Source organism: Actinoallomurus bryophytorum, from assembly GCF_006716425.1.
In the GTDB taxonomy this organism is placed as follows: domain Bacteria; phylum Actinomycetota; class Actinomycetes; order Streptosporangiales; family Streptosporangiaceae; genus Actinoallomurus; species Actinoallomurus bryophytorum.
The window spans coordinates 5,479,028-5,505,988 of record NZ_VFOZ01000001.1 but is presented as its reverse complement, the minus strand read 5'-3'; the positions used below and the strand labels follow the sequence as shown (position 1 = coordinate 5,505,988).

At 70.7% G+C, this 26,961-nt stretch carries 23 protein-coding genes; 2 read left to right on the top strand and 21 right to left on the bottom strand.

Annotation, left to right across the window (positions count from 1 at the left end; genetic code table 11):
- Positions 1-18: 18 nt before the first annotated feature.
- The 8 genes from FB559_RS25800 to FB559_RS25765 form a co-directional block, all read right to left on the bottom strand.
- Positions 19-1,272: a glutamate-5-semialdehyde dehydrogenase gene (locus FB559_RS25800; RefSeq protein WP_141958435.1), complete on the bottom strand. Its 1,254-nt coding sequence runs from the start codon at positions 1,270-1,272 to the stop codon at positions 19-21.
- Positions 1,273-1,283: 11 nt separating this feature from the next.
- Complete coding sequence (gene proB / locus FB559_RS25795) at positions 1,284-2,420, bottom strand: glutamate 5-kinase (protein ID WP_141958433.1); 1,137 nt, start codon at positions 2,418-2,420, stop codon at positions 1,284-1,286.
- Positions 2,421-2,439: 19 nt separating this feature from the next.
- The gene (gene obgE, locus FB559_RS25790; RefSeq protein WP_141958431.1) at positions 2,440-3,903 is read right to left on the bottom strand and encodes a GTPase ObgE; all 1,464 of its coding nucleotides are present in this window, start codon (positions 3,901-3,903) and stop codon (positions 2,440-2,442) included.
- 91 nt (positions 3,904-3,994) lie between these two features.
- Complete coding sequence (rpmA, locus tag FB559_RS25785; protein ID WP_141958430.1) at positions 3,995-4,252, bottom strand: 50S ribosomal protein L27; 258 nt, start codon at positions 4,250-4,252, stop codon at positions 3,995-3,997.
- Between the two features lie 9 nt (positions 4,253-4,261).
- Entirely contained in the window at positions 4,262-4,576 is a 315-nt protein-coding gene (gene rplU, locus FB559_RS25780; RefSeq protein WP_141958428.1) for a 50S ribosomal protein L21, read from the bottom strand.
- 208 nt (positions 4,577-4,784) lie between these two features.
- Positions 4,785-7,313, bottom strand: coding sequence for an Rne/Rng family ribonuclease (locus FB559_RS25775; RefSeq protein WP_141958426.1), 2,529 nt, complete (start codon positions 7,311-7,313; stop codon positions 4,785-4,787).
- Between the two features lie 164 nt (positions 7,314-7,477).
- Positions 7,478-8,293: a TIGR03936 family radical SAM-associated protein gene (locus FB559_RS25770; protein ID WP_185792400.1), complete on the bottom strand. Its 816-nt coding sequence runs from the start codon at positions 8,291-8,293 to the stop codon at positions 7,478-7,480.
- A 576-nt stretch (positions 8,294-8,869) separates the two neighbouring features.
- On the bottom strand, positions 8,870-9,952 hold the full coding sequence (locus tag FB559_RS25765) for a LacI family DNA-binding transcriptional regulator (protein WP_185792399.1): 1,083 nt from the start codon (positions 9,950-9,952) through the stop codon (positions 8,870-8,872).
- A 93-nt stretch (positions 9,953-10,045) separates the two neighbouring features.
- Here FB559_RS25765 and FB559_RS44115 point away from each other — a divergent pair, with 93 nt between their 5' ends.
- Entirely contained in the window at positions 10,046-10,261 is a 216-nt protein-coding gene (locus tag FB559_RS44115; RefSeq protein ID WP_185792398.1) for a hypothetical protein, read from the top strand.
- 366 nt (positions 10,262-10,627) lie between these two features.
- On the opposite strand, the gene FB559_RS25760 is transcribed toward FB559_RS44115, so the two are convergent.
- The 12 genes from FB559_RS25760 to FB559_RS25705 all read right to left on the bottom strand — a co-directional run bounded on the left by FB559_RS25760 (position 10,628) and on the right by FB559_RS25705 (position 23,440).
- Positions 10,628-12,544 carry a TIGR03960 family B12-binding radical SAM protein gene (locus FB559_RS25760; protein ID WP_141958420.1) on the bottom strand — a complete coding sequence of 639 codons (1,917 nt, stop codon included), beginning with the start codon at positions 12,542-12,544 and terminating at the stop codon, positions 10,628-10,630.
- Positions 12,545-12,640: 96 nt separating this feature from the next.
- The gene (locus FB559_RS25755; protein ID WP_141958418.1) at positions 12,641-13,039 is read right to left on the bottom strand and encodes a type II toxin-antitoxin system VapC family toxin; all 399 of its coding nucleotides are present in this window, start codon (positions 13,037-13,039) and stop codon (positions 12,641-12,643) included.
- Positions 13,039-13,302, bottom strand: coding sequence for a ribbon-helix-helix protein, CopG family (locus tag FB559_RS25750; protein WP_185792397.1), 264 nt, complete (start codon positions 13,300-13,302; stop codon positions 13,039-13,041). Before FB559_RS25750 ends, FB559_RS25755 begins: the two co-directional genes overlap by 1 nt.
- Positions 13,303-13,438: 136 nt before the next feature.
- Entirely contained in the window at positions 13,439-14,617 is a 1,179-nt protein-coding gene (rodA, locus tag FB559_RS25745; protein ID WP_141958414.1) for a rod shape-determining protein RodA, read from the bottom strand.
- Entirely contained in the window at positions 14,614-16,767 is a 2,154-nt protein-coding gene (mrdA, locus tag FB559_RS25740; RefSeq protein ID WP_141958412.1) for a penicillin-binding protein 2, read from the bottom strand. Before mrdA ends, rodA begins: the two co-directional genes overlap by 4 nt.
- 7 nt (positions 16,768-16,774) lie before the next feature.
- The gene (mreD, locus tag FB559_RS25735) at positions 16,775-17,320 is read right to left on the bottom strand and encodes a rod shape-determining protein MreD (RefSeq protein ID WP_141958410.1); all 546 of its coding nucleotides are present in this window, start codon (positions 17,318-17,320) and stop codon (positions 16,775-16,777) included.
- A gap of 2 nt (positions 17,321-17,322) precedes the next feature.
- A complete protein-coding gene (mreC, locus tag FB559_RS25730; RefSeq protein WP_141958409.1) occupies positions 17,323-18,303 on the bottom strand; it encodes a rod shape-determining protein MreC in 981 nt (326 codons plus the stop codon).
- 15 nt (positions 18,304-18,318) lie between these two features.
- Positions 18,319-19,350 (bottom strand): rod shape-determining protein, encoded by a 1,032-nt coding sequence (locus FB559_RS25725; RefSeq protein WP_141958406.1) that lies wholly within the window; start codon positions 19,348-19,350, stop codon positions 18,319-18,321.
- Between the two features lie 189 nt (positions 19,351-19,539).
- Positions 19,540-19,971, bottom strand: coding sequence for a nucleoside-diphosphate kinase (ndk, locus tag FB559_RS25720; RefSeq protein WP_141958404.1), 432 nt, complete (start codon positions 19,969-19,971; stop codon positions 19,540-19,542).
- A 106-nt stretch (positions 19,972-20,077) separates the two neighbouring features.
- A complete protein-coding gene (locus tag FB559_RS25715; RefSeq protein WP_141958402.1) occupies positions 20,078-21,565 on the bottom strand; it encodes a hypothetical protein in 1,488 nt (495 codons plus the stop codon).
- Positions 21,566-21,690: 125 nt separating this feature from the next.
- Positions 21,691-22,008 (bottom strand): DUF4233 domain-containing protein, encoded by a 318-nt coding sequence (locus FB559_RS25710; RefSeq protein WP_141958400.1) that lies wholly within the window; start codon positions 22,006-22,008, stop codon positions 21,691-21,693.
- A gap of 52 nt (positions 22,009-22,060) precedes the next feature.
- Positions 22,061-23,440 carry a bifunctional folylpolyglutamate synthase/dihydrofolate synthase gene (locus FB559_RS25705; RefSeq protein ID WP_246122045.1) on the bottom strand — a complete coding sequence of 460 codons (1,380 nt, stop codon included), beginning with the start codon at positions 23,438-23,440 and terminating at the stop codon, positions 22,061-22,063.
- Positions 23,441-23,538: 98 nt separating this feature from the next.
- Between FB559_RS25705 and FB559_RS25700 the strand changes: the two genes are divergently transcribed.
- Positions 23,539-24,861: a folylpolyglutamate synthase/dihydrofolate synthase family protein gene (locus FB559_RS25700; RefSeq protein WP_141958396.1), complete on the top strand. Its 1,323-nt coding sequence runs from the start codon at positions 23,539-23,541 to the stop codon at positions 24,859-24,861.
- A 3-nt stretch (positions 24,862-24,864) separates the two neighbouring features.
- Here FB559_RS25700 and FB559_RS25695 read toward each other — a convergent pair whose 3' ends face one another.
- Complete coding sequence (locus FB559_RS25695; protein WP_141958394.1) at positions 24,865-26,940, bottom strand: SpoIIE family protein phosphatase; 2,076 nt, start codon at positions 26,938-26,940, stop codon at positions 24,865-24,867.
- Positions 26,941-26,961: the final 21 nt, after the last annotated feature.

Sequence of the window (26,961 nt, the reverse complement as noted above, 5' to 3'; positions counted from 1 at the left end):
CCGCGGCGGAGCCTTGCCTCAGACGCCCTTGATGTGGCCCTCGCCGGTGACCACGTACTTGGTCGAGGTCAGCTCGGGCAGGCCCATCGGGCCTCGGGCGTGCAGCTTCTGGGTCGAGATGCCGATCTCCGCGCCGAAGCCGAACTCCTCCCCGTCCGTGAACCGCGTCGAGGCGTTGACCATCACGGCCGCCGAGTCGACCAGCGCCACGAACCGGCGCGCCGCCGACTGGGAGGTCGTCACGATCGCCTCGGTGTGCGCCGAACCGTACCGGCGGATGTGGGCCACGGCGTCCTCCAGCGAGTCGACCACGGCCGCGGCCAGGTCGAGTGAGAGGTACTCCTCGCTCCAGTCCTTCTCGGTGGCCTCCACGACGTCCCCGGAGTACGCGCGCATCGCGGCGTCGCCGTGCACGGTCACGCCCTTTTCGCCCAACGCCTTCAGGGCGCGGGGTACGAACGCCTCGGCGATGTCACGGTGCACGAGCACCGTCTCGGCCGCGTTGCACACCGACGGACGCTGGACCTTGGCGTTGATCAGGATGTCGATCGCCATGTCGAGGTCGGCGTCCGCGTCGACGTAGACGTGGCAGTTGCCCACGCCGGTCTCGATGACCGGCACCGTCGACTCCTCGACCACCGAGTTGATCAGTGCTGCCCCGCCACGCGGGATCAGTACGTCGACCAGGCCGCGTGCGCGCATCAGGTACTTCACCGAGTCGCGGTCACGGCCCGGGACGAGCTGGATGGCGTCGGCGGGGAGGCCGGTGAGCGCGGACCGCATGACCTCGACCAGCGCCGTGTTGGAGTCGTACGCGGAGGACGAACCCCGTAGCAGCACGGCGTTCCCGCTCTTCAGGGTCAGGGCGGCGGCGTCGACGGTGACGTTGGGCCGTCCCTCGTAGATGATGCCGACGACACCCAGCGGTACACGCACCTGCCGCAGGTCCAGGCCGTTCGGCAGCGTGTAGCCGCGTACCGACTCCCCCACCGGGTCGGGCAGCGAGGCCACATGGCGTACGGCCGCCGCGATCGCCTCGATCCGCTCGGTGGACAGGCTCAGCCGGTCGATCATGTACTCGGAGGTGCCAGCCTCGCGGGCCCGCTCGACGTCGGTGGCGTTGGCGCGGACGATCTCGGGTGCCCGGGCGATTAGGGCGTCCGCGATCGCGTGCAGCGCGGCGTCCTTCGTGCCGCGCGGCAGCGGGGCGAGTTCGGCGGCGGCCTGCCGGGCGCGCCGCGCGACGTCGAGAACCTGCTCCTGGGTGCCCACGATTCCTCCTGTTACCCCGCCGGGGTCCGTGCTTCCGTAACGGCCAGGACGACCAGGTCGTCCCGGTGAATGATCTCGCGTTCGTACTCGGGACCGAGCTCTCGCGCCAGCCAGCGCGTCGAGCGGCCCATCAGCTCGGGGATCTCCCCCGCGTCGTAGTTGACCAGCCCGCGGGCGACCAGCCCGCCCTGCTCGGCGTACAGGTCGACGGGGTCACCGGCGCTGAAGTCGCCCTCGACGCCGGTGATCCCGGCGGGCAGCAGCGACTTGCCGCGGCGCAGCACCGCCTCGACCGCGCCGGGATCGAGGCGCAGCCGGCCCTGGCCGGTCGTGGCGTGCGCGAGCCACTGACGCCGGGCCGACGGGCGCGCCCCGGCAGGGTGGAAGTAGGTCCCGACGTCCTCGCCGGCCAGTGCCGCGCCGGCCGAGGCCGCGTCGGTCAGGACGACCGGCACCCCGGCGATGCGTGCGGCCTCCACCTTGGTGACCATGCCGCCGGTGCCGACCCGTCCGGACCCGCCCAGGCGTACGCCCTCCAGGTCGGCGGGCCCGTGGACGTTCTCGATCCGCCGGGCGCCGGGCAGCCGCGGGTCGCCGGTATAGAGCGCGTCGACGTCGGAGAGCAGGATCAGCGCGTCCGCGCGTACGAGATGGGCGACCAGCGCGGCGAGCCGGTCGTTGTCGCCGAAACGGATCTCGTCGGTCGCGACCGTGTCGTTCTCGTTGACGATCGGCACGATGCCGAACGCCAGGAGCTGCTCCAGCGTGCGCCGTGCGTTGCGGTGGTGCGAGCGCCGCATCATGTCGTCGGCGGTCAGCAGCACCTGGCCCACGCCCAGGTCATAGCGCGCGAACGAGGAGGTGTAGCGGGCGACGAGCAGGCCCTGGCCCACGCTCGCGGCCGCCTGCTGGGCGGCCAGGTCACGCGGCCGTGCCGGCAGGCCCAGCGGGCCCATGCCCGCGGCGATCGCGCCCGAGGAGACGAAGACCACCTCATGGCCCTTCGCACCGTCGGGCTGCCGCCACCCGGCGAGCACGTCGACGAGCGCGTCGATGCGGGCGGCGTCGATCGCGCCGCCGGCCGTGGTGAGCGAGGACGACCCCGCCTTCACCACGACCCTGCGTGCGCCCGCGATCGCCGTACGCATCAGCGCCGCCCTTGGGCGATCATCGGCCGTCCAGCCTCCGGTCGGTCCCGCGCCGGCCCATGTTGCTGTCGGCCCCGGCGAGCACCTCCGGCTCCCAGTCGAAGACGATCGAGTCCTCCTCGGTGCCGATGAGGACGGTCGCGCCGGACTCGGCACCCGCCTCCGCCAGCTTTTCCTCGACGCCGAGCCTGGCCAGCCGGTCGGCGAGGTAGCCGACCGCCTCGTCGTTGCTGAAGTCGGTCTGCCGCAGCCATCGCTGCGGCTTTTCGCCGGTGATGAGGAAGCTGCCGTCGCCCAGCAGGCGTACCTCGAACTCCGGGCCGCCGACCGGCACCGGCCGGATGACCAGCCGTGTCGCCTCCTCGGCCGGCAGGGAGGCGCGGTACGCGGCGACCATCTCCGCCATCGCGAAGCCGAGCTCGCGCAGGCCCTCGTGCGTCGCGGCCGAGATCTCGAACACGGTCAGCCCGCGCTCCTCGAACTCGGGCCGGACCATCTCGGCGAGGTCGCGGCCCTCCGGCACGTCGACCTTGTTGAGCACGATGACCCGTGGCCGGTCCGCCAGCGGCCGGTCGCCGAGTGTGTCGTACGCCTCCAGCTCGGCCTCGATGACCTCGAAGTCGGAGATGGGGTCGCGGCCCGGTTCGAGCGTGGCGCAGTCGAGCACGTGGACCAGCGTCGACGCGCGTTCGATGTGGCGCAGGAACTCCAGGCCGAGGCCCTTGCCCTCGCTGGCACCTTCGATGAGACCGGGTACGTCGGCGACCGTGAAGACCGACTCGCCGGCGCTGACCACGCCGAGGTTGGGCACGAGTGTGGTGAAGGGATAGTCGGCGATCTTGGGCTTGGCGGCGGACATCGCGGCGATCAGCGACGACTTGCCGGCGCTGGGAAAGCCCACGAGCGCGACGTCGGCGACGGTCTTCAGCTCGAGGACGACGTCGAGCTCGTCCCCGGGCTCGCCCAAGAGGGCGAAGCCGGGCGCCTTGCGCCGCGCCGAGGCGAGCGCGGCGTTGCCGAGGCCGCCGTGGCCGCCCTGCGCGACCACGAAGCGCGTGCCGGCGCCGGTCAGGTCGGCGAGGATCTCGCCGTTCAGGGCCTTGACCACGGTGCCGTTGGGCACGGACAGCACCAGGTCACCGCCGTTGGCGCCGCTCTTGTTCGAGCCCTGTCCCTGCTTGCCGCCGCTCGCCTTGCGGTAGGGACGCTTGTGGTAGTCGAGCAGGCTGGCGGTGTTCGCGTCGACCTCGATCGTCACGTCACCGCCGCGGCCGCCGTTGCCGCCGTCCGGCCCGCCGAGCGGCTTGAACTTCTCCCGGTGCACGGAGGCGCAGCCGTTCCCGCCGTTGCCCGCCTGGATGTGCAGCGTCACCCGGTCGATGAACTGCGCGCCCTTGCCACCGCTGCTCTGGCTGTGTCCTGGAGCGCGGTCGACCGCTCCGCTGCGCTCCCCCGTCTCCGGCGGAACGGCACGATCCGGCATGCTTCCCTCCCTCATGTACGAACAAACGACGAGGGCGGACCGATCGAACGGTCCGCCCTCGTCCTGAAGTCCTACTGTCCCGTCGGCGGACCTACTCCGCCGGAGGGACGATGCTCACGGCGCGCCGGCCGCGGTAACGAACGAACGTGACCGCGCCCGGGATGAGCGCGAACAGCGTGTCGTCTCCGCCACGACCCACACCCGGACCCGGGTGAAAGTGCGTGCCACGCTGGCGGACGATGATCTCACCGGCGTTGACGACCTGGCCGCCGAACCGCTTCACTCCGAGCCGCTGGGCATTGGAGTCGCGGCCGTTGCGGCTGGACGAGGCGCCCTTCTTGTGTGCCATGTCTGGGTCCTACTTTCCGGCCTTGATACCGAGCACCTTGACCTGGGTGTACGGCTGACGGTGACCCATGCGCCGCTTGTACCCGGTCTTGTTCCGGTAGTGCATGATGTTGATCTTCGGGCCCTTGGTGGCGCCGACGATCTCGGCGGTCACCTCGTACTTGGCCACATCGGCGGGCGCGCTGACGACATTGTCGCCGTCGACGACGAGGAGCGTCGGCAGCACCACCGTCGAGCCGATCTCACCGGCCAACTTGTCGACGGTGACGACGTCGTCGACGGCCACCTTCTCCTGCCTGCCGCCGCAACGGACGATCGCGTACACCGCGGAACCTTTCCTTTGCGTGCCTCGGGCACGACTAATCGAACAGAAGCTCAATTGGAAGCTGCTGCCTGCGCCCATCGGGCGAGGGGCCTCAGGCGCGCTAACAACGGCGCAAGAGCACCGGGATACTCAGGATACCGGATCGGGCGCCCACAGGTCGAACTGGAGCCGAACAGGGCCGCGATCCCGGATCGCGGCCCCTACGACGTCAGTCCGCGGCGGCCTCGGACTTGGCACGCGGTGAGCGCCGGGTACGCCTGCGTCGCCCGTTCGCCGACGGCTCGCCGTCGGCGGTCTCACCGTGTTCGCCGTGGTCACCGTGGTCTTCGGGCGCCGTGGCCGCCTCGGCGGTCTCGGGCCTGGTCTCCGCGGCGTCGTCGGCCTTGGCATCGTCGGCCTTGGCGCGCTTGGCGGCGCGCTCGGCGTAGGCCACCTTGTCCTCGACGGCCTTCTCGACGTCGCCCTTGCGCTTTCTGCGCCGGTTCGTCCCGCCGGACTTGTCCGACTTGAGCTCGACCGGCGAGAGCGTCACGTGGATGCCCCGGCCGTTGCAGCATTCGCACGGCTCGGAGAAGGACTCCAGGAGCCCGCCGCCGACGCGCTTACGCGTCATCTGCACGAGCCCGAGGGAGGTCACCTCGGCGACCTGGTGCTTGGTCCGGTCACGGGACAGGCATTCGAGCATCCGGCGGAGCACGAGCTCGCGGTTGCTCTCCAGGACCATGTCGATGAAGTCGATGACGATGATGCCGCCGATGTCACGCAGCCGGAGCTGGTGGACGATCTCCTCGGCGGCCTCGAGGTTGTTGCGGGTGACGGTCTCTTCGAGGTTGCCGCCCTGCCCGGTGAACTTGCCGGTGTTGACGTCGACGACCGTCATGGCCTCGGTACGGTCGATGACCAGCGAACCGCCGCTGGGCAGCCAGACCTTGCGCTCCATGGCCTTGGCGATCTGCTCGTCGATCCGGTAGCCGGTGAGGATGTCCTCGTCATCGGCCCACAGCTCCAGCCGGTCGGCCAGGTGCGGCGCGACGTAGCCGACGTACTCCTTGACCATGTCCCAGGCTTCCTCGCCCTGGACGACGAGCTTGGCGAAGTCCTCGTTGAAGATGTCGCGTACGACCCGGATGGTGAGGTCCGGCTCGCCGTACAGCATGGCGGGAGCGTTCGCCGTCTTGGACTGGCGCTTGATGTTCTCCCACTGCGCGGACAGCCGCGACACGTCGCGGGCCAGTTCCTCCTCGGCCGCGCCCTCGGCGGCGGTCCGGACGATCACCCCGGCGTTCTCCGGCATGACCTTCTTGAGGATCTGCTTGAGGCGGGTGCGCTCCTTGTCGGGCAGCTTGCGGCTGATGCCGGTCATCGAGCCGTCCGGGACGTACACGAGGTAACGGCCCGGCAGCGAGATCTGGCTGGTCAGCCGGGCGCCCTTGTGGCCGAGCGGGTCCTTGGTGACCTGCACCAGGACGGACTGGCCGGACTTCAGCGCCGACTCGATGCGGCGCGGCTGGCCCTCCAGCCCGGCCAGGTCCCAGTTGACCTCGCCGGCGTACAGAACCGCGTTGCGGCCCTTGCCGATGTCGACGAACGCCGCCTCCATCGACGGCAGGACGTTCTGGACCTTGCCCAGGTAGACGTTGCCGACGTAGGACTGGTGGCTCGACTTGTCGACGTAGTGCTCGACCAGCACGTTGTCCTCGAGCACGCCGATCTGGGTGCGGTCGCCCTCCGAGCGAATCACCATGACGCGATCGACGGACTCGCGGCGAGCCAGGAACTCCGACTCGGTGACGATCGGCGGACGGCGGCGGCCCTGCTCACGGCCCTCACGGCGGCGCTGCTTCTTGGCCTCAAGACGCGTGGAGCCCTTGACCGACTGCACCTCGTCCTCGACGGCGCGCGGCTCACGTACGTGCACGACGGTGTTGGGCGGGTCGTCGCCGGTGTGGTCGTCGCCGTCGCCCCCGCCGGTACGGCGACGGCGGCGGCGCCGGCGGCGGGTCGAGCCGTTCTCGTCGCGCTCGCCGTCGGAGTCGTCCGCGTCGTCGTCCTGGTCGGCGTCGTCGGCGTCGGTGCCGGTGTCCTCGCCGTCCTGACCGTCCCTGACCTTGCCACGGCCGCGACCGCCACGACGGCGGCGACGGCGGCCGCTCTTGTCAGTGCCGTCGTCGTCATCGCCGTGGTCGTCGGGCTCCTCGGCCTTCGGCTGAGGCTCCTGCTTGGGCTTGGGCTTCGTCTCGGCCTTCGGCTTGGTCTCGGCCTTGGGCTTGGGCTGGGTCTCAGGCTTCGGCTTGGACCTCGGCGCGGCCTCCTCGGCCGGGATCGCCGGCGGCTGGAAGACGACCATCGGCGGCTGGAACGCCGCGTCCGGGACGTCCTGACCGGCCCTCGGCGCCTCCCTGACCTGCGGCTCCTTGACCTGCGACTCCCTGGCCTGCGGCTCTTTGGCCTCCTGAGCCTCAGGCTCCGGCGGCTGCGCGGCCTTGCGGGTGGTGGTCCTGGTGCGCGTACGCGTGGTCTTCGCCGGGCGCGAGTCGTCATCGCTCCCGCCACTCGGCTGGGCCTGCGCGGCAGGTGCGGGCGCGGGTGCCGGCTTCGTCTCCTCTACCGGCTCGGGCGGCGGCCCGGCCGGGCGACTGGCCCGGCGCCGGCGGCTCGCCTGTGTGGTCTCACCAGTGGTTCCATTACCGGTGTCGTCGGTGCCGCTTGTCGCGTCACCGAGCTCGTTGTCAAGCATGCGGGCTTTCTCCCGTCAGCCCCCGGGCGCGACCGGTAAGGGTGCGCCGCACAGGAGCGATCCATTTCTCGTTGGCGCCGGCTCGGCCCTACGGGCCGCGTCGACAAAGTCATCAGGGGCGTGCCCGGCCGCCGTTGAGAATCCATGCGATGCACGGAACCCGCCTACGGCTGGGCACCGACGGCGTCCGGCTCCGCAATCCGCACGGCGTCCGCGGTCTCGGCGGCAACATCGCCTGCCGGTGCGGTCTGCCGGTCGGGGGCCAGCGGGTCGGTGAGCTCACCAGAATCGTCCAATGGCCCCTGCGCCAGCCGCGTCACCAGTGGAGGCGACGGCGGCGCGAGGTCGGCCACCAGGCGAAGTCCGGTGAGGACGTCGTCAGGTCGAACAGCAGGTGTCGTGTGCCGAACAACCATTCGAAGTATGGCACACTGCGCATCCGCGTCTTCCATGGCACGCCGGTCGAGCTCGCACGCGATCACCGCCGCACGGGCGTCGAAGCGCCGGCGTCCCTTCTTGGTAAGGCGTTCTACCTCGATCTCGTCGGCCGCCAGGAAAGCGGCCACGGCCGTGCCGGCGGTCTCGGGGGTGACCCCGTCGAGACGTATCTGCCAGCGTGATGCCTCCAGGCGATCCGCCAGCGTCCCGGTCCGCGCCTCGACGACATCGAGGATGTCAAGACCCTCGGGTAGCGCGTCGTCGAGACCGGCCCGCAACCGGTCCGGCTCACAGGGGGCAACAAGCCCGATCTCAAGGTATTCCGCCTCGCTGGCAACCCCGGTCGCCGCCGCACCCGCGTACGAGATCTTCGGGTGGGGAGTGAATCCGGCGCTGAAGGCCACCTGAATCCCGGCGCGCCTAACGGCACGTTCCACGGCCCGGGAGATGTCTCGGTGGCTGGTGAACCGGAGCCTGCCGCGCTTGGTGTAGCGCACGCGCAGACGCTGGATCACGGGGGCCGGCGCCGGGCCCTCCGGCATGGGTGCCAGTGTTTTGATCCTTCCTACTCGTACCATTCAAGTCTTGCTCTTAAGACTACGGGGTCAGGGGCCCTTTGCATCCAGGCCGAGCACCCTGGAGACCGAACGACCGGCCACGCACGGGGGTTCCCGTGCGTGCGCGGGCGGCCCTGGGGCCGCCGGGCGTACGGTCATCCGTCAGGCTCGCCACAACGCGCCCACAACCGATCTGACCAGCAAACGCCACAGTAGTCGTACGGCATGTAAGCGCAGGGTGAAGAGGACGGCGTAGGCCTGATGCCGGGGTCCTCGCAGGGTCTCCGCCGGGCCGTCAGGGTCGCCTCAGGCCCGCGCCATCGCACGGCGCGTCTTCGGCTCCCGGCACCGCAGAGTGGGCGACCTGAAGTGGTCACTGAGGTACGCCGGGTCACGCGGGGCGTCGGTGGCATGTCGTGACGCAGGTGGACGCCCGGCCGTCGCGCCCGTCGCGGTGATCGGCTGACGGACGGTCGCGAGCCGGGCTAGAACTTCGGGAGCCGCCTCACGCCGGCGCCATCACAGAAGGCGTCCCCGGCCTGCGGTTTTCGCAGAGGCGCGTCAGCTCGACGGGTCACCGGGGGGCGCGGTGGTCCGGCGGATCACGAGCCGGTGATCCATGAGTACACACGGCGCCGGGTCGTGACGCGAAGGTTCGAGCAGCAGACGCCCTGCCGTCGTGCCCTTGGCGGTGATCGGCTGACGGACGGTCGTGAGCCCGGCCGGATCCGCGGCCGGGACATCGTCGAACCCGACGACGGACAGCTCTCCGGGGATGTCGATGCCTCTCTGCGCCGCGACGTCCATCACGCCGAAGGCGATCTCGTCGGTCGCCGCGATCACCGCGGTCGGCCGTGGGCGCAGGTCGAGGAGGTGCTCGGCCGCCCGCCGCGCGATCTCCCGGTCGTTCGTGGTGCGGTGGATCGGCACGTCCTCCCAGGCCAGCCCGGCTTTCAGGCACGCGTCGTGGTACCCGGCGAGCCGGGCGCGCCCGGCTCCGAAACGGTGTTCGCCGGCCAGGTCGACGTCGAGCCATTCCTCGGTCACGGGCCGCGTACGCGCCTCGGCCTGGGCGGCGAGCGGCTGGGCCGCCACGATGGCGATGCGCCGGTGCCCGAGCCCGAGGAGATGCGCGGCGACCTCGCGCGCGGCGATCCGGTCCTCGATGCCCACGAAGGGCACGCCCGGGACGTACGGGTGATCGACCGTGACGACGGGAAGCCGCCGCCGCAGGACGGTCTCCACCAGCGGGTGCCCCTCGGGTGAGAAGAGGCAGAAGCCGTCGACCACGGCGTCGCCGATCACTTCCTCGGCGACCCCGGGCGAGGGCCATCCGATCAGATGAAGCCCGGTCCCGGACTGTTCCGCCACCCGGGCGAGCCCGCGCAGGAACCCGACCGCGTACGAATCCGCGAAGGCGTACGACAGCGCCTCGGTGAAGACGACACCGATCACCCCGGCACGGCCACGCCGGAGCGTACGCGCGGCGGGGTTCGGTCCGGGGTAGTCGAGCTCCTCGGCGACCTCCATGATCCGCTGGCGCAGCTCTTCTTTGAGCTGATCAGGGCGGGAGAAGGCGTTGGACACGGTGGTCCGTGAGACACCGACCCGATCGGCAATCGTCTGTAGCGTGACGCGTTCCACAGCAGAGACCCTATTTCTGAATTGATTCAGACGCGACCTCCCCTTACTCTCGTAAGTGGTTCTGAATCGATAAAGAGACCGAGAGAGGGGCAGATGGAACCGCTGCAGTTGATCGCGTTCGAGTCCACAGACCAGGCACGTCAGCGCCTGCTCGACTCGCTCCCGCAGGCACCTCGGGTGCCCTACCGGCCGACCCGTCACCAGGAGGCGGCCACCCGGGCGCGCGTGACGGTCCGCACCCAGCTGGCCGGCGCGTTGCGCCGTACCGCCGACCGCGTCGACCCCTGCCCGGCCCCGTCCGTGGGCTGAGCCCGACCCCGATCCGGTAGCCCCCACGCACGACGTCGTGCGCCTGCCGGATCCCCGTCATCTTCGTCGCCCTGAGGCCGTACGCTCCGGCCCAAGGTGACCAGCAGCCCTGTGAGGCCCCTGACCAGTACGGTGGGGCACACCTCACAGGGCCGCGCCGTTTCTCGGCACCGCCCCCATCAGTGAGCTCACCCGCGAACCAGCGGGGATCTACCGACCCGCCGCCTTCACCGGTCCAGCTCCGCCCTGGATGGCAGGCAACCCTCACAAGCCCCCCAGCGCCTTCCGCTCCACGCACTGACATGCGGAGATCTCCGCCCGCAGAGGACGTCATTCCCCCTGACGTCGCGCGGGCGGGGCCGGGGTTCAGACGACGCTCAGCGGGAGGAGTTTCTTGCCTGTGGGGCCGATCTGGATCTCGGTGTCCATGGTCGGGCAGACGCCGCAGTCGTAGCACGGGGTCCAGCGGCAGTCATCGACCTCGGTCTCGTCGACCGCGTCCTTCCAGTCCTGCCACAGCCATTCGCGGTCGAGGCCCGCGTCCAGGTGGTCCCATGGGAGCACCTCGACCTCCTCGCGCTCGCGCACGGTGTACCAGTCGAGGTCGACGCCCTCCAGGGCCTTGTCGGCGCAGGCGCGCCAGCGGTCGAAGGAGAAGAACTCGCTCCAGCCGTCGAACCGGCCGCCGTCCGCCCACACCGCCTCGATGACCTTGCCGACCCGGCGGTCGCCGCGCGACAGCAGGCCCTCGATGACCGAGGGCTCGCCGTCGTGGTAGCGCAGGCCGATGGCGCGGCCGTACTCCTTGTCGCGGCGGAGCGAGTCCTTCAGCGCGCGCAGCCGGCGGTCGACCGTCTTGTGGTCGCACTGCGCCGCCCACTGGAACGGCGTGTGCGGCTTGGGCACGAAACCGCCGATCGAGACCGTGCAGCGGATGTCGCGCCGGCCGGTCGCGTCGCGGCCCGCCTTGATCACGCGCTTGGCCATGTCCGCGATGGCGAGGACGTCCTCGTCCTCCTCGGTGGGCAGCCCGCACATGAAGTAGAGCTTGACCTGCCGCCAGCCGTTCTCGTACGCGGTGGTGACCGTGCGGATCAGGTCCTCCTCGGAGACCATCTTGTTGATCACCTTGCGCATGCGCTCGGAGCCGCCCTCGGGGGCGAAGGTCAGACCGGAGCGGCGTCCGCCGCGGGAGAACTCGTTGGCCAGCGTGATGTTGAACGCGTCGACGCGCGTGGACGGCAGCGACAGCGACGTGTTGGTGCCCTCGTACCGGTCGGCGAGGCCCTTGGCCACGTCGCCGATCTCGGAGTGGTCCGCGCTGGACAGGCTGAGCAGCCCCACCTCCTGGAAGCCGGACGCCTGCAGCCCGCTCTCCACCATGTCACCGATCGTGGTGATCGAACGCTCGCGCACCGGCCGGGTGATCATGCCGGCCTGGCAGAAGCGGCAGCCGCGCGTACAGCCACGGAAGATCTCCACGCTGAACCGCTCGTGCACGGTCTCGGCGAGGGGCACCAGGGGCTTCTTCGGGTACGGCCACTGGTCGAGATCCATGACGGTGTGCTTGGCGACCCGCCATGGAACGCCGGGCCGGTTGGGCGCGACCCGCTGGATCCGGCCGTCGGGCAGGTAGCTCACGTCGTAGAACCGCGGCACGTACACACCGCCGGAGCGCGCCAGCCGCATCAGCAGCTCGTCCCGCCCGCCGGGGCTGCCCTCGCCCTTCCACTCGCGGATCACCTCGGTGATCGCCAGGACGATCTCCTCGCCGTCGCCGAGCACGGCCGCGTCGAGGAAGTCGGCGACGGGCTCGGGGTTGAAGGCCGCGTGGCCGCCGGCGAGCACGATCGGGTGGTCGTCCGTACGGTCCGCCGCGTGCAGCGGGATCCCGGCGAGGTCGAGCGCGTTCAGCATGTTGGTGTAGCCGAGCTCGGTGGAGAAGCTGATGCCGAACACGTCGAAGGCCCCGACCGGACGGTGGGCGTCCACGGTGAACTGCGGGATGTCGTGCTCGCGCATCAGCGCCTCGAGGTCGGGCCACACGCTGTAGGTGCGCTCGGCGAGTACGCCGTCGCGTTCGTTGAGCAGCTCGTAGAGGATCTGGACGCCCTGGTTGGGCAGGCCCACCTCGTACGCGTCCGGGTACATCAGGGCCCAGCGGACCTGCGCCTCGTCCCAGTCCTTGACCGAGGAGTTCAGCTCACCGCCGACATACTGAATCGGCTTCTGCACCGCGGGGAGCAGCGGCTCCAAGCGGGGGAACAGCGACTCGACGGACATGGCGAAAGCCTCCGGAGAACAGAATGGGAATCAAACTCCGAGCCTACCGCCGCCCACCCGCCACCCCGGCCAGCACGGCCGGGGTGGCGGGTGGCGTCAGACCTTCTGGACCAGTGGCGGGGCGGGGGCGTCGGACACGTCGAGGAGCGCCTCAAGATCGTCAGGGTCGCTAGTGAAGATCGTCGCGGCCTCCATCTCGATCGCGGTCGCCACGACCAGCGCGTCGACGGCATCACTGGTGCCCGCACGTCCGAGCAGCTCACCCGCGCGTTTGGCAACCGACTCGGACGGCGAGTCGATCATGCAGCCCTTCAGGAAACGGCAGAGCGCCGCCTGCCGGGGGCCGCTCCGCCAGACCTGCGTCAGAACGGGCGTGGTGATGATCAGAGCGCGCGAGCCGCGCGCCTTCCGCTGGATAGACCAGGCGACCTTGCTGCGGGATTCCGCATTGATGAGAACCCCGGTGTCGAGAACCGCGCGGACGATCGGTTCCATCAGGTCGCCGCCCTTCGCATCTTGCGTTGGTGAGCCTCGGCGGCCTGCCACATCCGCTCGGCCTCGACCAACTCCTCAGGCGTGAACGGCCCTTCTTCCTCCTCGAACCACCTCACGGCCTCTTCCCCGGCCAGCTGGCGGGCGCGGTGGCCCAGCACATCGGCGATGACGGCGGAGACGGAGGTGCCTTCTTCCTCGGCTTGGCGCCTGACCATCTCCGCGAGCTCGGCCGGGAGGGTGATGGACAACTTCTTCATCGCCATGGGGTCGATCCTACTTCGGTAGGATTGCCCTGGCCAGGCGATATACGTACGTCGCCGGGGGCGCGACATCTAATGCTGCGGTCACACGGAGTAACTTAACCCCTACTATCGAACGTATCCACTCGTTTACGCAAAGTCACTCGTACGGGTTGTGGCGCAGGTGGACGGCTTCCAGTAGCCCGATCGCGATCATGTTGGCGAAGGTCGCCGATCCCCCGTACGACACGAAGGGCAACGGCAGGCCGGTGATCGGCATGATGCCGACCGTCATGCCGATGTTCTCGAAGGTCTGGAACGCCAGCCAGCAGACCACCCCCGAGGCCACCAGCAGGCCGAACAGGTCGGCGGCGTTCATGGCGATGCGCAGCCCCCTCCACAGCACCACGCCGAGCAGCGCCGTGATCAGGGCGGCGCCGACGAAGCCGAGCTCCTCCCCCGCCACCGTGAAGATGAAGTCGGTGTGCTGCTCGGGGACGAAGTGGCCGGTCGTCTGCTCGCCGTGGAACAGCCCCTTGCCGAAGAACCCGCCCGAACCGACCGCGATGCGCGCCTGTTCGGCGTTGTAACCCGCGCCGCGGGGATCCTTCGACGGATCGGCGAAGGCGGTGAAGCGGTTGATCTGGTACGGCTTCAGCAGGTGCAGCCACCACACCAGGAAGGCCCCCGTGACCGCGCCCCCGAGCAGGCCGAGAACCCAGCGTTTGGGCGCGCCCGACACCGCGAGCATGCCGATGACCACCGCGCCGAAGACCAGTGTGGTGCCGAGGTCGGGCTGGAGCATCACCAGCGCGGCGGGCAGGGCGGCGAGCGCGAGGGCGATGAGGATGTCGCGGCGGCCCGGTCCGACCTCGCCGTCGCGCGGCTCGCCCAGGATCATCGCCAGCAGCACGACCATGCCGACCTTGGCGAACTCCGAGGGCTGGAGCTGGAAGCCCCCGCCCAGGGCGATCCACGAATGCGACCCGTTGATCGTCGCGCCGAGGGGCGTGAGCACGGCGACCAGGCCGACGCACGCGGCGGCGTACACGATCGGCGCGTACGCGCGCAGCAGCCGGTAGTCCAGCGCCGCCGTGACCCCGCCGAGCACGAGCCCGATCATGACGTTGAACAGGTGTTTCTTCAGATAGGAGTACGGGTCGTCGCCCGCGTCGGCCAGGCCGACCCGCGTGGCGGAGTAGACGAGTACGGCGCCGATCGCCGACAGCACGACCGTCACGCAGACCAGCGTCCAGTCCAGCCGTCGCAGCGGTGACTCCGACAGCCGGCTGGTCCAGGACCGTCCTTCGTACGTCCGGCCGTATCCGCCGCTGATCATTTGTGCTTCTTTTTCTTCTTGCGTACGGGAACCGCGGCCGGCGTCTTCTCCTCTGGCTCGCCGAAGCCCTGCGGCGGGACGATGGTGCCGTCGAGCGCCAGCGTGGGGAGCCGGTCCGGCACCTTCCCGTCCGGCAGGTCGGGGGTCTTGCCCTTGCGGAGGCCGTACATGTCCTCCCAGATCTCGCGCACGGCCGGCGCGGCGGTGGTCGCACCCGTACCGGTCTGGGTCACCATCACGACGACGACGTAGCGCGGGTTCTTGGCCGGGGCGTACGAGGCGAACCAGGAGTTGTCCTTCTTGCCCCACACCTCTGCCGTACCGGTCTTGCCGGCGACGGCGAGCCGGTCGAGCGGGAACCCGCCGAACGCCCCGGCGGCCGTACCCGACTTGGGCACGTCGGCGAACGCGCTGCGCATGTACGCCAAGACCTTCTGGGAGATCGGCAGCGAGCCGGCCTTCACCGGGTCGATGCGGCGTGCCACGGTGCCGTTCGGCGCGAGCACCGCCTTGGCGACGCGCGGGCTCCACAGGGTGCCGCCGTTCGCGATCGCGGCGTACGCGCGGGCGAGCTGCAGCGGCGTGACGAGCACGTCGCCCTGGCCGACCGCGAAGTTGGCCGCGTCGCCGGCGCGGAAGATGTAGCCGTCGACGCAGTTCTCCGAGGCCATCAGCTTGAGGTACGCCGCGCGGGCCGGGTCGGTCTTGGCCACGTCGGGGTAGCCGGCCTTGCCGTGCTTGCAGTCGGACGCCTTGGTGGCGTTCCAGTAGTCCTGCTTCCACTGCCTGCTGGGGATCCGTCCCGGCGACTCACCGACGATGTCGATGCCGGTCCGCTTGCCGAAGCCGAAGGACTTGGCCATCTTGACCATGGGGTCCTTGGGGCTCTTGCCCGGATGCATGGCGCCGTCGCGCTGCCACTCCTCGTACGCGAACCGGTAGAAGATCGTGTCGCAGGACATGACGATCGCCTGGTGCAGGCTGATGTCGCCGCCCGACTCGCCCTCGAAGTTACTGAAGGCACGCGCGCCCACCATGTACGAGGACGGGCACGAGTAGATGCCGTGCAGCGGGTAGCCGTCGTTGACCGCCGCGGGCAGCGAGGAGACCTTGAACGTCGACCCCGGCGCGAACTCCCCCTGAGTGGCCCGCGAGATCAGCGGCTGGCCCTTGCTCTTGTTGAGCAGCGAGTCGTACTCGTTCTGCGAGATGCCGCCGGTCCATACGGCGGGGTCGTACGTCGGGTAGCTCCCGAGCGCCAGGACGCGCCCGTTGCGGACGTCCATGACCACGCCCGCCGCGGAGTCGGCCGGGTCGCCGCGTTTGCGCGCGGCGTCGACCGCGTGCTTGAGCGCGCCTTCGACGTCGCCCTGGACCTTGGCGTCCAGGCTGGTGACGAGGTTGCCGCCGGAGACCGCGGGCTGTTCGGAGGCGACGCCGGTGACCCGCCCCTGGCTGTCGACCAGGACTCGGCGTACGCCCGGCGCCCCGCGCAGGTCGCCGTCGTAGACCGCCTCCAGACCGTCGCGGCCGATCAGGTCGACGCCGCTGTACCCGGTGACCTTGATGCTCTTGCGCTTGTTGAGCTCCGCCTGGGTGATCGGCTGGAGGTAGCCGAGCGCCTGCGCGGCACCGGCCCCGTCCGTACGCGGGTAGTCGCGCACCGCCTGGAGCTGGGCGTTGATGCCGGGAAAGTCCTCCTGGCGTTCGCGGATCTGCAGGGCCTTCTGCGGATCGGCGTGGTCGTCGATCGGGATCGGCTGGTACGGCGAACCGGTCCAGCAGGGACGCTGGACGCCGGGACCGCACAGCCGGATCTTGGCGGCGATCTGGTCGTAGGGCATGCCGAGCACCCCGGCGAGCCGCTGGAGCACGGCCCTGCCGCTGTCTTTCTGCCGCATGAGCGTCGTGCGGTCGGCGGACACCACCAGGGCCGTACGGTTGCGGACCAGCGGGCGGCCGACGTCGTCGAGGATCTGCCCGCGCGGCGCCGGCACGATGATGTCGCGGATGCCGTTGTCGGCGGCCACCTTGCGATAGTGCGCGCCGTTCATGACCTGGAGGTACCAGAGCCGCCCGCCGAGTGACAGCAGCAGCGACATGACCAGCACGTGCAGCACCACCAGGCGCAGGCGCGATCGCGAACCCATGGTCCTCCTACCTCGCCCGGTAGAAACCGGGGACCGGGTCGAGCCCGGCCGAGTCTCTCGGGTGCTCGGCGCGTCTCGTCAGCCGCAGCACGGCCCAGACCACGAACGGGCTGGCGACGATGTCGTAGAAGACCTGCAAGGGCAGCACGTGGGACACCACCGACCAGCGGGCCCGCGGGTCGCCGAGCATCGCCCCGACCACGGCGTACAGAACGGATCCGGCGAGGGCACCGGCCGCGACCGTGATGAACGGCAGCAGCGGCGCCCGGTCCATCTCGATGGCGACCGAGCCGCAGATGTAGCCGATCAGGCAGTAGACCAGCGCGTAGCGGCCGATCGTGTGGTCGGCGGGCGGCACGATGTCGGTCGCCAGGCCCGCGGCGAATCCGGCGACGAGGCCCGAGAGCGAGCCGTTGACCAGGGCGAGCGCGACGACGGCCAGCAGCACGAGGTCCGGGACCACCGAGCCGGGCAGCGGCAGCCGGTTGGCCACCGTCACCTGCAGGATCAGCGCGGCGACGATGACGATCGAGGCGAGGACGTTACGGGACATGGTCAGCCTCTCGTCGGGGTCGGAGCCGGCCGGGACTCGGGCGGCGGCGAGCCGGCCGCCTGGGACGGCGGCGAAACCGGCGCGGGCGGTACGGGCGGCGGAGCCGTCGGTGAGGGTGACGGAGAGGGCGGGAGCACCGAGTCGCGCGGGTTGCGTTTGGGCGGGGCCACCACCACGCCGACGACATCGAGCGAGGTGAAGTGCACGTAGGGGGTCACGAAGGCGGTGCGGGTCAGCGATCCGGGAGTGCGCTCGATCTTGGTGACGGTGCCGATCGGGACGCCGGGGACGTACGGCCGGTCGCCCTGGGAGCCGAACGAGACGATGCGCTGTCCCGGCTCCATGACCACGGTCGAGTCGAGAAGCTGGAACTTCAGCGCCGAACCGCCGCGCCGCCCGGCCCCCTGCACGATGCCGATCTCGCCGGAGTTCTCCAGTCTCCCGCCGATCGAGGACGCGGCGTCGGTGGCGAGCATCACCGTCGAGGTGGACGGCCCGACCTGGGTGACACGGCCGACCAGCCCGTCGCCGGACAGCACGGTCATGTTCGGCCGGACGCCGTTGCCGCTGCCGACGTCGAGGGAGACGGTGTCCTCCAGGCCCTCTCCGGAGGAGATGACCTCGGCCGGGACGATGCGGTAGCCGCCGAGCCCGGACGTGCCGAGGAGGCGGCTGAGCTCGTCGGCGCGTTTGCGGTCGGTCTGCCCGGTCCGCAGCTGCTGCCGGAGCTGCTGGTTCTCGCGTTCGAGCCGGTTGATGCGGCGGTGCGCGCCGGGCGCGCCGGTGAACGTGTGGAACGCACCGGCGACCGGGCGCACGACCGCGGTGGCGCCCTGCTCGATCGGGCCGAAGATGGCCTCGCCGAAGCCGCGCAGCGCGCTCAGCGGCGAGTTGTCGCCACCGCGGTAGTCCACGGTGATCATCGCGAGCGAGACGAGCAGCAGGACACCGAGCACGGCGCGAGTTCGCCGGGTGTCGTTCACCGGCCGGACGCCCCTCTAACGCCTGGGTTCGGGTACGAGGACCTGCCGAAGTGCCTCGAAGTCCTCGACGCACTTGCCTGAACCGAGCACGACCGAGTCGAGCGGGTTGTCGACCATGTGGATCGGCATGCCGGTCTCTTCGCGGAGACGCTCATCGATGTTCTTCAGCAGCGCGCCACCGCCGGTCAAGGCGATGCCGCGGTCCATGATGTCGCCGGAGAGCTCGGGCGGGCACTTGTCCAACGTGGTCTTGACCGCGTCGACCACGGTGTTGACCGGCTCCTCGATCGCGCGGCGTATCTCCTCGGCGGAGATCACGACGGTCTTCGGCAGGCCGCTCACGAGATCGCGACCGCGGATCTCGGCGTGCGGCTCGTCCTCGAACGGGTACGCGGACCCGATCGCCATCTTGATCTCTTCGGAGGTGCGCTCCCCCAGCATGAGGGAGTACTCCTTCTTCGCGTAGGAGATGATCGCCTGGTCGAGCTCGTCTCCGCCGACGCGGATCGACTGGCTCGTCACGATGCCGCCGAGCGAGATGATCGCGACCTCGGTGGTGCCACCGCCGATGTCGACGACCATGTTGCCGGTCGGCTCGTGCACCGGGAGCCCGGCGCCGATCGCGGCGGCCATCGGCTCTTCGATGATGTAGACGCGCCTGGCTCCGGCCTGGTAGCCGGCCTCCTTCACCGCGCGCTGCTCCACCCCGGTGATCCCGCTGGGCACGGCCACGACGATCCGCGGTTTGGCGAAATGTCGTCGTTTATGCACTTTTTGGATGAAATAGCGCAACATGCGTTCGGTCACGTCGAAGTCGGCGATCACGCCGTCCTTCAGCGGACGCACCGCGACGATGTTGCCCGGCGTACGGCCGATCATCCGCTTGGCTTCGATACCGACGGCGACGATCTTGCCCGTGTTCGTGTTGATCGCCACGACAGAGGGCTCGTTGAGCACGATGCCGCGACCGCGGACGTAGACCAACGTGTTCGCCGTACCTAGATCTACCGCCATGTCGCGGCCGAGGAACGACAGCTTGTTACCCATGAAGAAAGGCAGCCCTTCGAGATTGGCGGGCGTGCAGGAGCGCATTGTCATGGTAACTCGGAACACGCCAGTTGATGCAGGACCAATCGGCGCGCGTCGCCGATCGGTTGTGCTCCGGTCAGGGCCCGGTCATGGTAAAACAAACGCGCGGACCGGAGTCGCTCCGGCCCGCGCGTGTTCACGCCGACGTCAGAAAAGGTTCGGGAAGAAGAGCTTGATCTCACGCTCGGCGGAGTAGGTGGAGTCGGAGCCGTGCACGATGTTCTCCTGGATCTCCAGCGCGTGGTCGCCACGGACCGTGCCGGGCCCGGCGGCCACCGGGTCGGTCGCGCCGGCCAGCCCGCGGAACGCCTCGATCGCACGCGGTCCCTCGACCACCATGGCGACGAGCGGACCACCCGTGATGAACTCCACCAGCGAGCCGAAGAACGGCTTTTCGCGGTGCTCCTCGTAGTGGGTCTCGGCGACGTCGCGCTCGAGCGTGCGAAGCTCCAGCGCGACGAGCTTCAGGCCCTTGCGCTCGATGCGCGCGATCACGTCGCCGACAAGCCCCCGGCGTACGCCGTCGGGCTTGACGAGGATGAGGGTGCGTTCGGACACGGGTGGTTCTCCTAGCGTCATGGATTGCGGTCGTCGGCGGGGGGCCGCGCCTTCGCCGCCTGGAACACGGCCGTGTCGCGCTGGATCCGCGGCGATCGCGGCCGGGCCTCCGCGTGTGGCTGCGATCCTACCCGCCCCATCCGGCCCGCAGGGCGGCCCCGCCGGTGTCCGGAGCCGCGGCGATACCGGGGTCGCGGGGGGTGCGCCCGCGTGCCGCCCAGGCGGTCGCCAGGGCGAGGACGACCGCGATCCCGCCGGCCCCCACGAGCCACATCCGGTACGCCTCGGTGAGTGCCACCAGGGCCTCGCCCGCGCCTCCTCCCGACCGGGTGACGGCGCCGACCCTGGCGACCTGGAGCGGCCCGACGACGAGGTGTCCGCCGAGCACGGCGGGGCAGCAGAGCGTCAGGCCGAACAGGCCGGGGCCGATCTCGGTGGGCCGCAGCGCGGTGCCCAGGGCCAGCCCGATGCCGGTGCCGAGAGCCCCCAGCGCGCCGGACAGCTCCCACCGGTCGGCGCCGGTACCCATCGCCAGGAACGCCACGATCGCGGCGATGACCAGGGCGTACCCACAGAGCACCGCGCTCCGGCCCGCCGCGCGCCTGGACGCGGTCGCGGTGAACACGGCCAGCGCGGCACACGCGGCTCCCGCCCCGAACGGCCCGAACGACACTTGCGGCCCGTCCAGGATGCCGGCGAGCGGCCCGGTCACCGGCATGGTCAGCAGGCCCACGGCGATCATGACGACGGCATAGCCGAGCGGGCTGCCGGTGATGGCGCCTCGCGACCCGGCCAGGGCGAGGCCGAGCAGGCCCACGATGGCGCACGAGGCCAGGATGAGCTGGGCGCCGGGCGACCAGTCGTAGCCGGTGACGACCGCGAGAAAGGCGAATCCCGCGGACGGGGCGACGGGCAGCAACAACAGCACGCGTTCGCCCCGGCCGGCCGGCGGGACGCCGGGCCAGCGGGCCGGACGCAGCCGCAGCACGCCGAGGATCCCCGCGCCGACGAGGGCGGTGGCCGCCAGCCACCAGTACGGATGCAGGATCGCCCGCCACGCGGGGGCGTACGGGTCGTCCGGGGCGGGTGTGGCGATGAGTACGGCGGGCGTGGCGGCCAGCAGGGAGGCGACGAGACCGGCGGCCCACACACCCACCGTGAGACGGCGCTCACGGCGCTCACAGGCGAGGAGGAGCGCCGCGGGCAGGACGGCTCCCGCCCCGGCCCCCTGGACGGCCCGCAGGAGCCCTGTGAGCGGTACGGAGGTGGCGTACGCGGCCGACGCCTGGGCGCCGAGTATGAGGGCCAGGCCGGCGAACAGGACGCCCCAGGCGGGGAGCCTGCGGGCCAGGACGGCGGCCAGGGGCGTGGCGAGCAGCAGGGCGGGCAGGGCGAGCCCGGTCGCACGTACGAACCCGGCGGCCTGGCCGTCGGTCAGGCCGAAGTCGCGGGCGGCCAGCGGCACGACGTAGGAGGCCGTGTTGGGCAGGACCAGCACCGCCGCCGGGACCGCCGTGGCGAGGACGAGCACCAGCACGGCGAGGCCGGCCGGGTCCCGCCCGGCTGGGGGATCGGGCGTCACGGCGAGGTCCGGTCTTTCGGGGGGCGTGGACATCGGGAAGTCCTCCCGGAGTTTCGACTTCCCCGCCTTCTACCGGCACACCTAATATTAGGAAATGCCCCACTTTTCCCAGAACATAACCTTCTGGTGGCGAGGAACGCGTAATGGTCATTGCGACATTAGCGCGCCGGAGCGTTCTCCACCCGCCGTCCGAGCCAAATCGCCGTTATCCAGAGAGCGGCGAAAATAACACCAAGGAAAAACATCGTAGTAACCACGAAACCGGTAGCAATTACAAGAATCTGCAAAACGCTCCCGGCGACGTACGCCCATCGGTACCGCAGCAGACCTGCGATGATCACTCCGGCCAGCGCGAGTCCGCCGCCCACGATGCCGGCCGCGGTGCCGTCGGCATGCACCACGGTGATCGCCACTGGAATCGACAGAGCGGTCACCACCGCCTGAAGCACGAGGGTGACGGCACACAGTCTTCTCACGCGCGACCTGCCTTTGCGGCGCGGAACTCCCGGCCCGCGCGGATCATTTCGATCATGCGGACCCTTCCGGGGCTCGCAGGAGCAGGCGGGCGTCCCCCGCCGTCGTCACCGAGCCGGTGATCAATACGCCCGCGCCGGCGAACTCCCCCGCCTCGTCGGCGAGCCCGATGGCCTGGTCGATGGCGTCGTCCAGCCGGGGGACCAGATGGACGCGGTCCTCGCCGAACATGTCCACCGCCACCTCCGCCAGGTCCTGCGCCGACATCGACCGCTGCGAGGAGTTACGGGTGACGATCAGCTCGTCGAGCACCGGCTCGAGCTCCTCGAGCAGCCCGGCGACGTCCTTGTCCGCCATCACGGCGAGAATCCCGACGAGACGCGTGAAGCCGAACTCCTCCGTCACCGCGGCGGCGGTGGCCGCCATGCCGGCCTGGTTGTGCGCGGCGTCGACGAGGACGGTCGGCCCGGTGCGGACGACCTCGAGCCGCCCGGGCGAGGGAGCCTTCAAGAACGCGGCGCGTACGAGCTCGGGATCGAGCTGGTCGGGGTCGCGCCGGGCGTCCTCCCCGGTCGGCTCGCCGGTGGCCCGCCCACTGGCGAACGCCTCCACCGCCGCCAGCGCGCACGCCGCGTTGCTCGCCTGGTAGTCGCCGAACATGGGCAGGACCACGTCGTCGTACACGCCGCGCAGGCCCTGAAGCCGCGTCACCTGCCCGCCGACGGCCAGCTCGCGCTGGAGCACGCCGAACTCGATGCCCTCGCGCGCCACGGTCGCGCCCACCTCGGTGGCACGGCGGATGAGCACCTCGGCCGCCTCGACCGGCTGCTGCGCGAGAATCGCGATCGAACCGGCCTTGATGATCCCGGCCTTCTCCCCCGCGATGGCCTCGACCGTGTCGCCGAGCACCTCGGTGTGGTCGAGCCCGATCGGGGTGATGACGGCCACCGCTCCGTCGGCGACGTTGGTGGCGTCCCAGACCCCGCCCATGCCGACCTCGATGACCGCGACGTCCACCGGAGTGTCGCTGAACGCGCTGAACGCCATCGCGGTCAGCATCTCGAAGAAGGAGACCTTCACGTCGTGCTTGGCGTCGATCAGCTCGGCGAACGGCAGGACGTCGTCGTAGATCTCGGCGAAGCGCTCCTCGCTGACCGGCTGCCCGTCCACACCGATCCGCTCACGCATGGTGTGCAGCTCGGGGCTGGTGAACATGCCGACCCGCAGCCCGCGCTCGCGCAGCAAGGCGTCGATCATCCGTGCGGTACTCGTCTTGCCGTTCGTCCCGGTGACGTGGATCACCGGGTAGGCCCGCTGCGGCGACCCGAGAATGTCGGTCAGGTCCCGGATCCGGTCCAGCGTCGGGTCGATGTCCCACTCGACCCCACGCTCGCGAATCCCGCGTACGGCCTCCTCATAGCTGCTCCCAGTCACGATCAGAGCCTACTAACGCCCGCCCCCACCCCCGACCGCCCCTCAGGCCTGACGGCTATCGTCGTCCTCGTGGTGCCGGAGCCGTGGGGAGGACGCCGATGACGGCCCCGGCGGTCCCCTCCTTCTTCTTCGAAGAGTGGAGCCGGCGTGGTCCCGGTGATCGCCGCAGCCTGCGGCGTGCCGCTCTTCTCGCCGGTGCGCTCGGTGTGGCCGAGCCCGGTACGCCCGTGCTCACCGTCGTCGGCTCCAAGGGCAAGGGCACGGCGGCGACGTACGCCTCGGCGTGGCTCGTCGCGGCGGGGTGCCGCGTGGTCACGGTCACCAGTCCCGGCCTGCGCGGTGACGTCGAGCGCGTCCGGGTCGACGGGGCCGCCGTCTCCGCCGGCGAACTGGCCGGGCTCGGACGACGGCTCCGGCAGGCGTCCCGCTCGCTGCCGCGAGAGCACGACGGATATCTGTCGCCGAGCGGGCTGTTCACGCTCGCCGGACTGCTGCACGCGCGGGACGTCGGCGCCGATGCCGTCGTGCTGGAGGCGGGCATGGGCGGCGTCTCCGACGAAGCGGGGCTCTTTCCGCCCTCGGTCCTCGCGATCACAGAGGTGTTCGGCGAGCATCTCGGTGTGCTCGGCGACACACCCGCGGAGATCGCCGCGGACAAGGCCGGCATCGCGGCGACGACCACGTCCGCGGTCGTGTCGCTGCCCCAGACCCCCGCCGTCGCGGCCACGATCGCGGCCACCGTGGCCGCCGCCGGCGCCGGCCACGTCGAGACCATCGGCATCGCACGGACGGCGGACCTGCCCGGGGCGGCCGGCATCGACGAGCCGGCCGGGTGGGGAGGCGCAGACCCTTCCGGCAACGCGAGCCCCGTCGGCCTCACAGGCCCCGACACGTTGCCCGCCGACCTTCTCCCCCACGGCCTCAACCGCCCGAACGCCGCCCTCGGCTGCGCGGCCGCGCGACGTCTCCTCGACGCGATGGGCCGCCCGGCACCGGACGGCGCCCGGCTCGCCGGAGTCCTGGCCTCCGTACGGCTCCCGGGCCGTACCTCCTGGCACACGATCCCCGGCGCGACGGTCCTCATCGATTCGGCGATCGGACGGGCCGGAGCCGCGGCGGCCGTCCGCGAGGCACATCGGCGCTGGGACCGGATCGATCACGTCCTCGTCTGTCTCCCCGACCACAAGGACATCCCCGGCGTGCTGGCCGAGCTTCGAGGACTCCCCGTGACCTTCGTACGGATGCCGGACCGCGAAAGCCTCCGGTTCACGCGCACCCAGGCCACGATCGACGCCGCCGACCTCACCCCCGGGAGGCTCGCGGCGCTGGGCGGGAGGATCCTCGTCCTCGGCACGGTCTACTTCACCGGCCGCGTCCTCGACCTCGTCGACGCACCGACCGAGCGGCTGTTCGACGCCTGAGGCTCACTCCGCGATGCGAAGGACGATCAACGCCATGTCGTCGTGCGAAGGCTCGGTGGAGAAGGCGCGTACCGCCCGGCTGATCCGTGCCGCCACCGCGCCGGCGCCCAGGCCGGCGCAGGCCGCCAGGATGCGTTCGAGGCCCTGGTCGTCGCCGAGCAGCCGGTCACCGTTGCGTCGCTCGGTCACCCCGTCCGTGAAGCCCAGGACGAGATGCCCCGGCTGGAGGGTCACGGTCCGTACCGAGAACTCCGCCCCCGGGAAGACCCCGAGCATCAGGTCGGACTCGGCGTCGCCGTCGACCGTGCCCGCCGGGCTGAGGAGGAGCGGCGGCGGATGCCCCGCCGTCGCGTACGTCACGCGGGCGCTGCCGTCCGGCAGCGGCTCGACCTCCCCGTGCAGAAGCGTCAGGAACCGCGCCCTCGGCCCCTCCTCCAGGATCAGGGCGTTGAGCCGCTGGAGCACGTCGGGGATGGAGTAGTCCTCACGCCCGAGGATCCGCAGCGTGTGGCGGGCCAGTCCGGTCACCGAGGCCGCCTCCGGCCCCGTACCGCAGACGTCGCCGATCGCGAACCGCCAGCGGGAGCCCACGTTGAACACGTCGTAGAAGTCGCCGCCCACCTCGCTGCTCTCGCCTCCCGCCGGCTCGTACACGGCGGCCAGGTCGAGGCCCGGGATCACCGGGATGTCGGGCGGGAGCAGGCTGCGCTGGAGCGTACGGCTCATGTCCGCCTGCTCCTCGTACAGGCGCGCGTTGTCGATCGCGAGCGCGGCGCGGCCGGCCAGGTCCTCGGTCAGCTCGAGCATGTCGCGCGTGAACCGCGCGCCCTTCGGGCCGCCGACCACGAGCATGCCGATGCTGCGGCCGCGCGCCAGCAGCGGGAACACGTGCGCGACGTCGCCGGTCACCCGGTGGGCGGTGGCGGGCATCGGCGACTGCCCGGGGGCGGGGCCGAACCCCTCCCACGGCCCCGGCTCGGCCGGCGGGGGCGCCTGGGGCACCATGTCGAGCATCGTGCGCAGGTCGGCCACCATGGTCTCGTCGGCGTGCCACGCGTACGCCGGAAGCGCCATTCCCCCGTCTCGTACGGTGAACAGCGCGCACCAGGTCGCCAGGCGCGGCACGATCAGCTGGGCGACGAGCGCCATGGTCATCTGCTGGTCGAGGGTGCCGGCGAGCAGGCTGCTCGCCTCGGCGAGGAAACCGAGCCAGCCGCGCCGGGCGCGCTCCAGCTCCATCAGGCGTGCGCGTTCGAGGGAGGGCGCCTGCCGGTCGGCGACCTGCTGGAGGTGTTCGACGTCCTCCTCGTTGAAATGAGCCGCGTCGCGTGAGGCGGCGATCAGCAGCCCGACCCCCCGGCCGTCGACCACGAACGGCGCGGTGACCAGCGAACGGATCCCGGCGGCCTGAAGGGCCGGCAGGTTGTACGGGCTGCCGCCCAGGTCGGCGTACACGCCGCGGCCTCCCACCGGAGCGCCCTCCAGCCCCAACTCCAGGGCGGCGCCCTCGGGCCGTACGCCGGAGGTCGCCTTGAGCACGAGTTCGGCGTCGTCCTCGGTGAGCAGGACGTACACGCAGTCGGCGCCAAGGGCGTCCTGCGCGGTCTGTGCGGTGCGGTGGGCGAGCTGGTCGACGGTCGGCCGGGACGGGCGCGGGGTGGCGATGATCTCCTCGTACGACGGCGGTGGCGGCGCCTGCTTCTCCCCGGAGGTGCCGGGGATGGTGAACCAGACCTGCTTTTCGCCTTGGCCGTACGTGACGCCCCATGAGGTCGCGAGCGTCTCGGGGAACAGCAGTCCGCGGCCGCTCACCTGATCGCCCGGGATGGGGATCCTCCGTGCCTGGTGCCGATCGTGCACCTCCACCCTCACCTGCCCGGGGAGGGCCTCGCACACGACCTCCACCTCGGTCCCCGCGTGCACGATTGCGTTCGTAACCAGTTCGCTGGTGAGTAGCATGGCGTCGTCCACCTCGTCGACGCCCCAGTTACGTAGCGTCTCCCCGACAAAACGCCGTGCAGCCGCGACAGAAGCGACCTCCGGCGGGAAGGTCGCGTACCTCTTTGGGTTCTTCTCCACAGCCACTTGGATTCGTCTCGG

Bases quoted from the DNA above. Each gene is read 5' to 3' on its own strand.
- FB559_RS25750 (WP_185792397.1), bottom strand. From the start codon at position 13,302: ATGGCGATGAAGAAGTTGTCCATCACCCTCCCGGCCGAGCTCGCGGAG.
- FB559_RS25755 (WP_141958418.1), bottom strand. From the start codon at position 13,039: ATGGAACCGATCGTCCGCGCGGTTCTCGACACCGGGGTTCTCATCAAT.
- FB559_RS25770 (WP_185792400.1), bottom strand. From the start codon at position 8,293: ATGCCGGAGGGCCCGGCGCCGGCCCCCGTGATCCAGCGTCTGCGCGTG.
- obgE (WP_141958431.1), bottom strand. From the start codon at position 3,903: ATGCCGGATCGTGCCGTTCCGCCGGAGACGGGGGAGCGCAGCGGAGCG.
- FB559_RS25775 (WP_141958426.1), bottom strand. From the start codon at position 7,313: ATGCTTGACAACGAGCTCGGTGACGCGACAAGCGGCACCGACGACACC.
- FB559_RS25715 (WP_141958402.1), bottom strand. From the start codon at position 21,565: ATGTCCACGCCCCCCGAAAGACCGGACCTCGCCGTGACGCCCGATCCC.
- FB559_RS25725 (WP_141958406.1), bottom strand. From the start codon at position 19,350: ATGGGTAACAAGCTGTCGTTCCTCGGCCGCGACATGGCGGTAGATCTA.
- FB559_RS25760 (WP_141958420.1), bottom strand. From the start codon at position 12,544: ATGTCCGTCGAGTCGCTGTTCCCCCGCTTGGAGCCGCTGCTCCCCGCG.
- rpmA (WP_141958430.1), bottom strand. From the start codon at position 4,252: ATGGCACACAAGAAGGGCGCCTCGTCCAGCCGCAACGGCCGCGACTCC.
- FB559_RS44115 (WP_185792398.1), top strand. From the start codon at position 10,046: ATGGAACCGCTGCAGTTGATCGCGTTCGAGTCCACAGACCAGGCACGT.
- proB (WP_141958433.1), bottom strand. From the start codon at position 2,420: ATGCGTACGGCGATCGCGGGCGCACGCAGGGTCGTGGTGAAGGCGGGG.
- rodA (WP_141958414.1), bottom strand. From the start codon at position 14,617: ATGATCAGCGGCGGATACGGCCGGACGTACGAAGGACGGTCCTGGACC.
- mreD (WP_141958410.1), bottom strand. From the start codon at position 17,320: ATGTCCCGTAACGTCCTCGCCTCGATCGTCATCGTCGCCGCGCTGATC.
- FB559_RS25700 (WP_141958396.1), top strand. From the start codon at position 23,539: ATGACGGCCCCGGCGGTCCCCTCCTTCTTCTTCGAAGAGTGGAGCCGG.
- mrdA (WP_141958412.1), bottom strand. From the start codon at position 16,767: ATGGGTTCGCGATCGCGCCTGCGCCTGGTGGTGCTGCACGTGCTGGTC.
- ndk (WP_141958404.1), bottom strand. From the start codon at position 19,971: ATGACGCTAGGAGAACCACCCGTGTCCGAACGCACCCTCATCCTCGTC.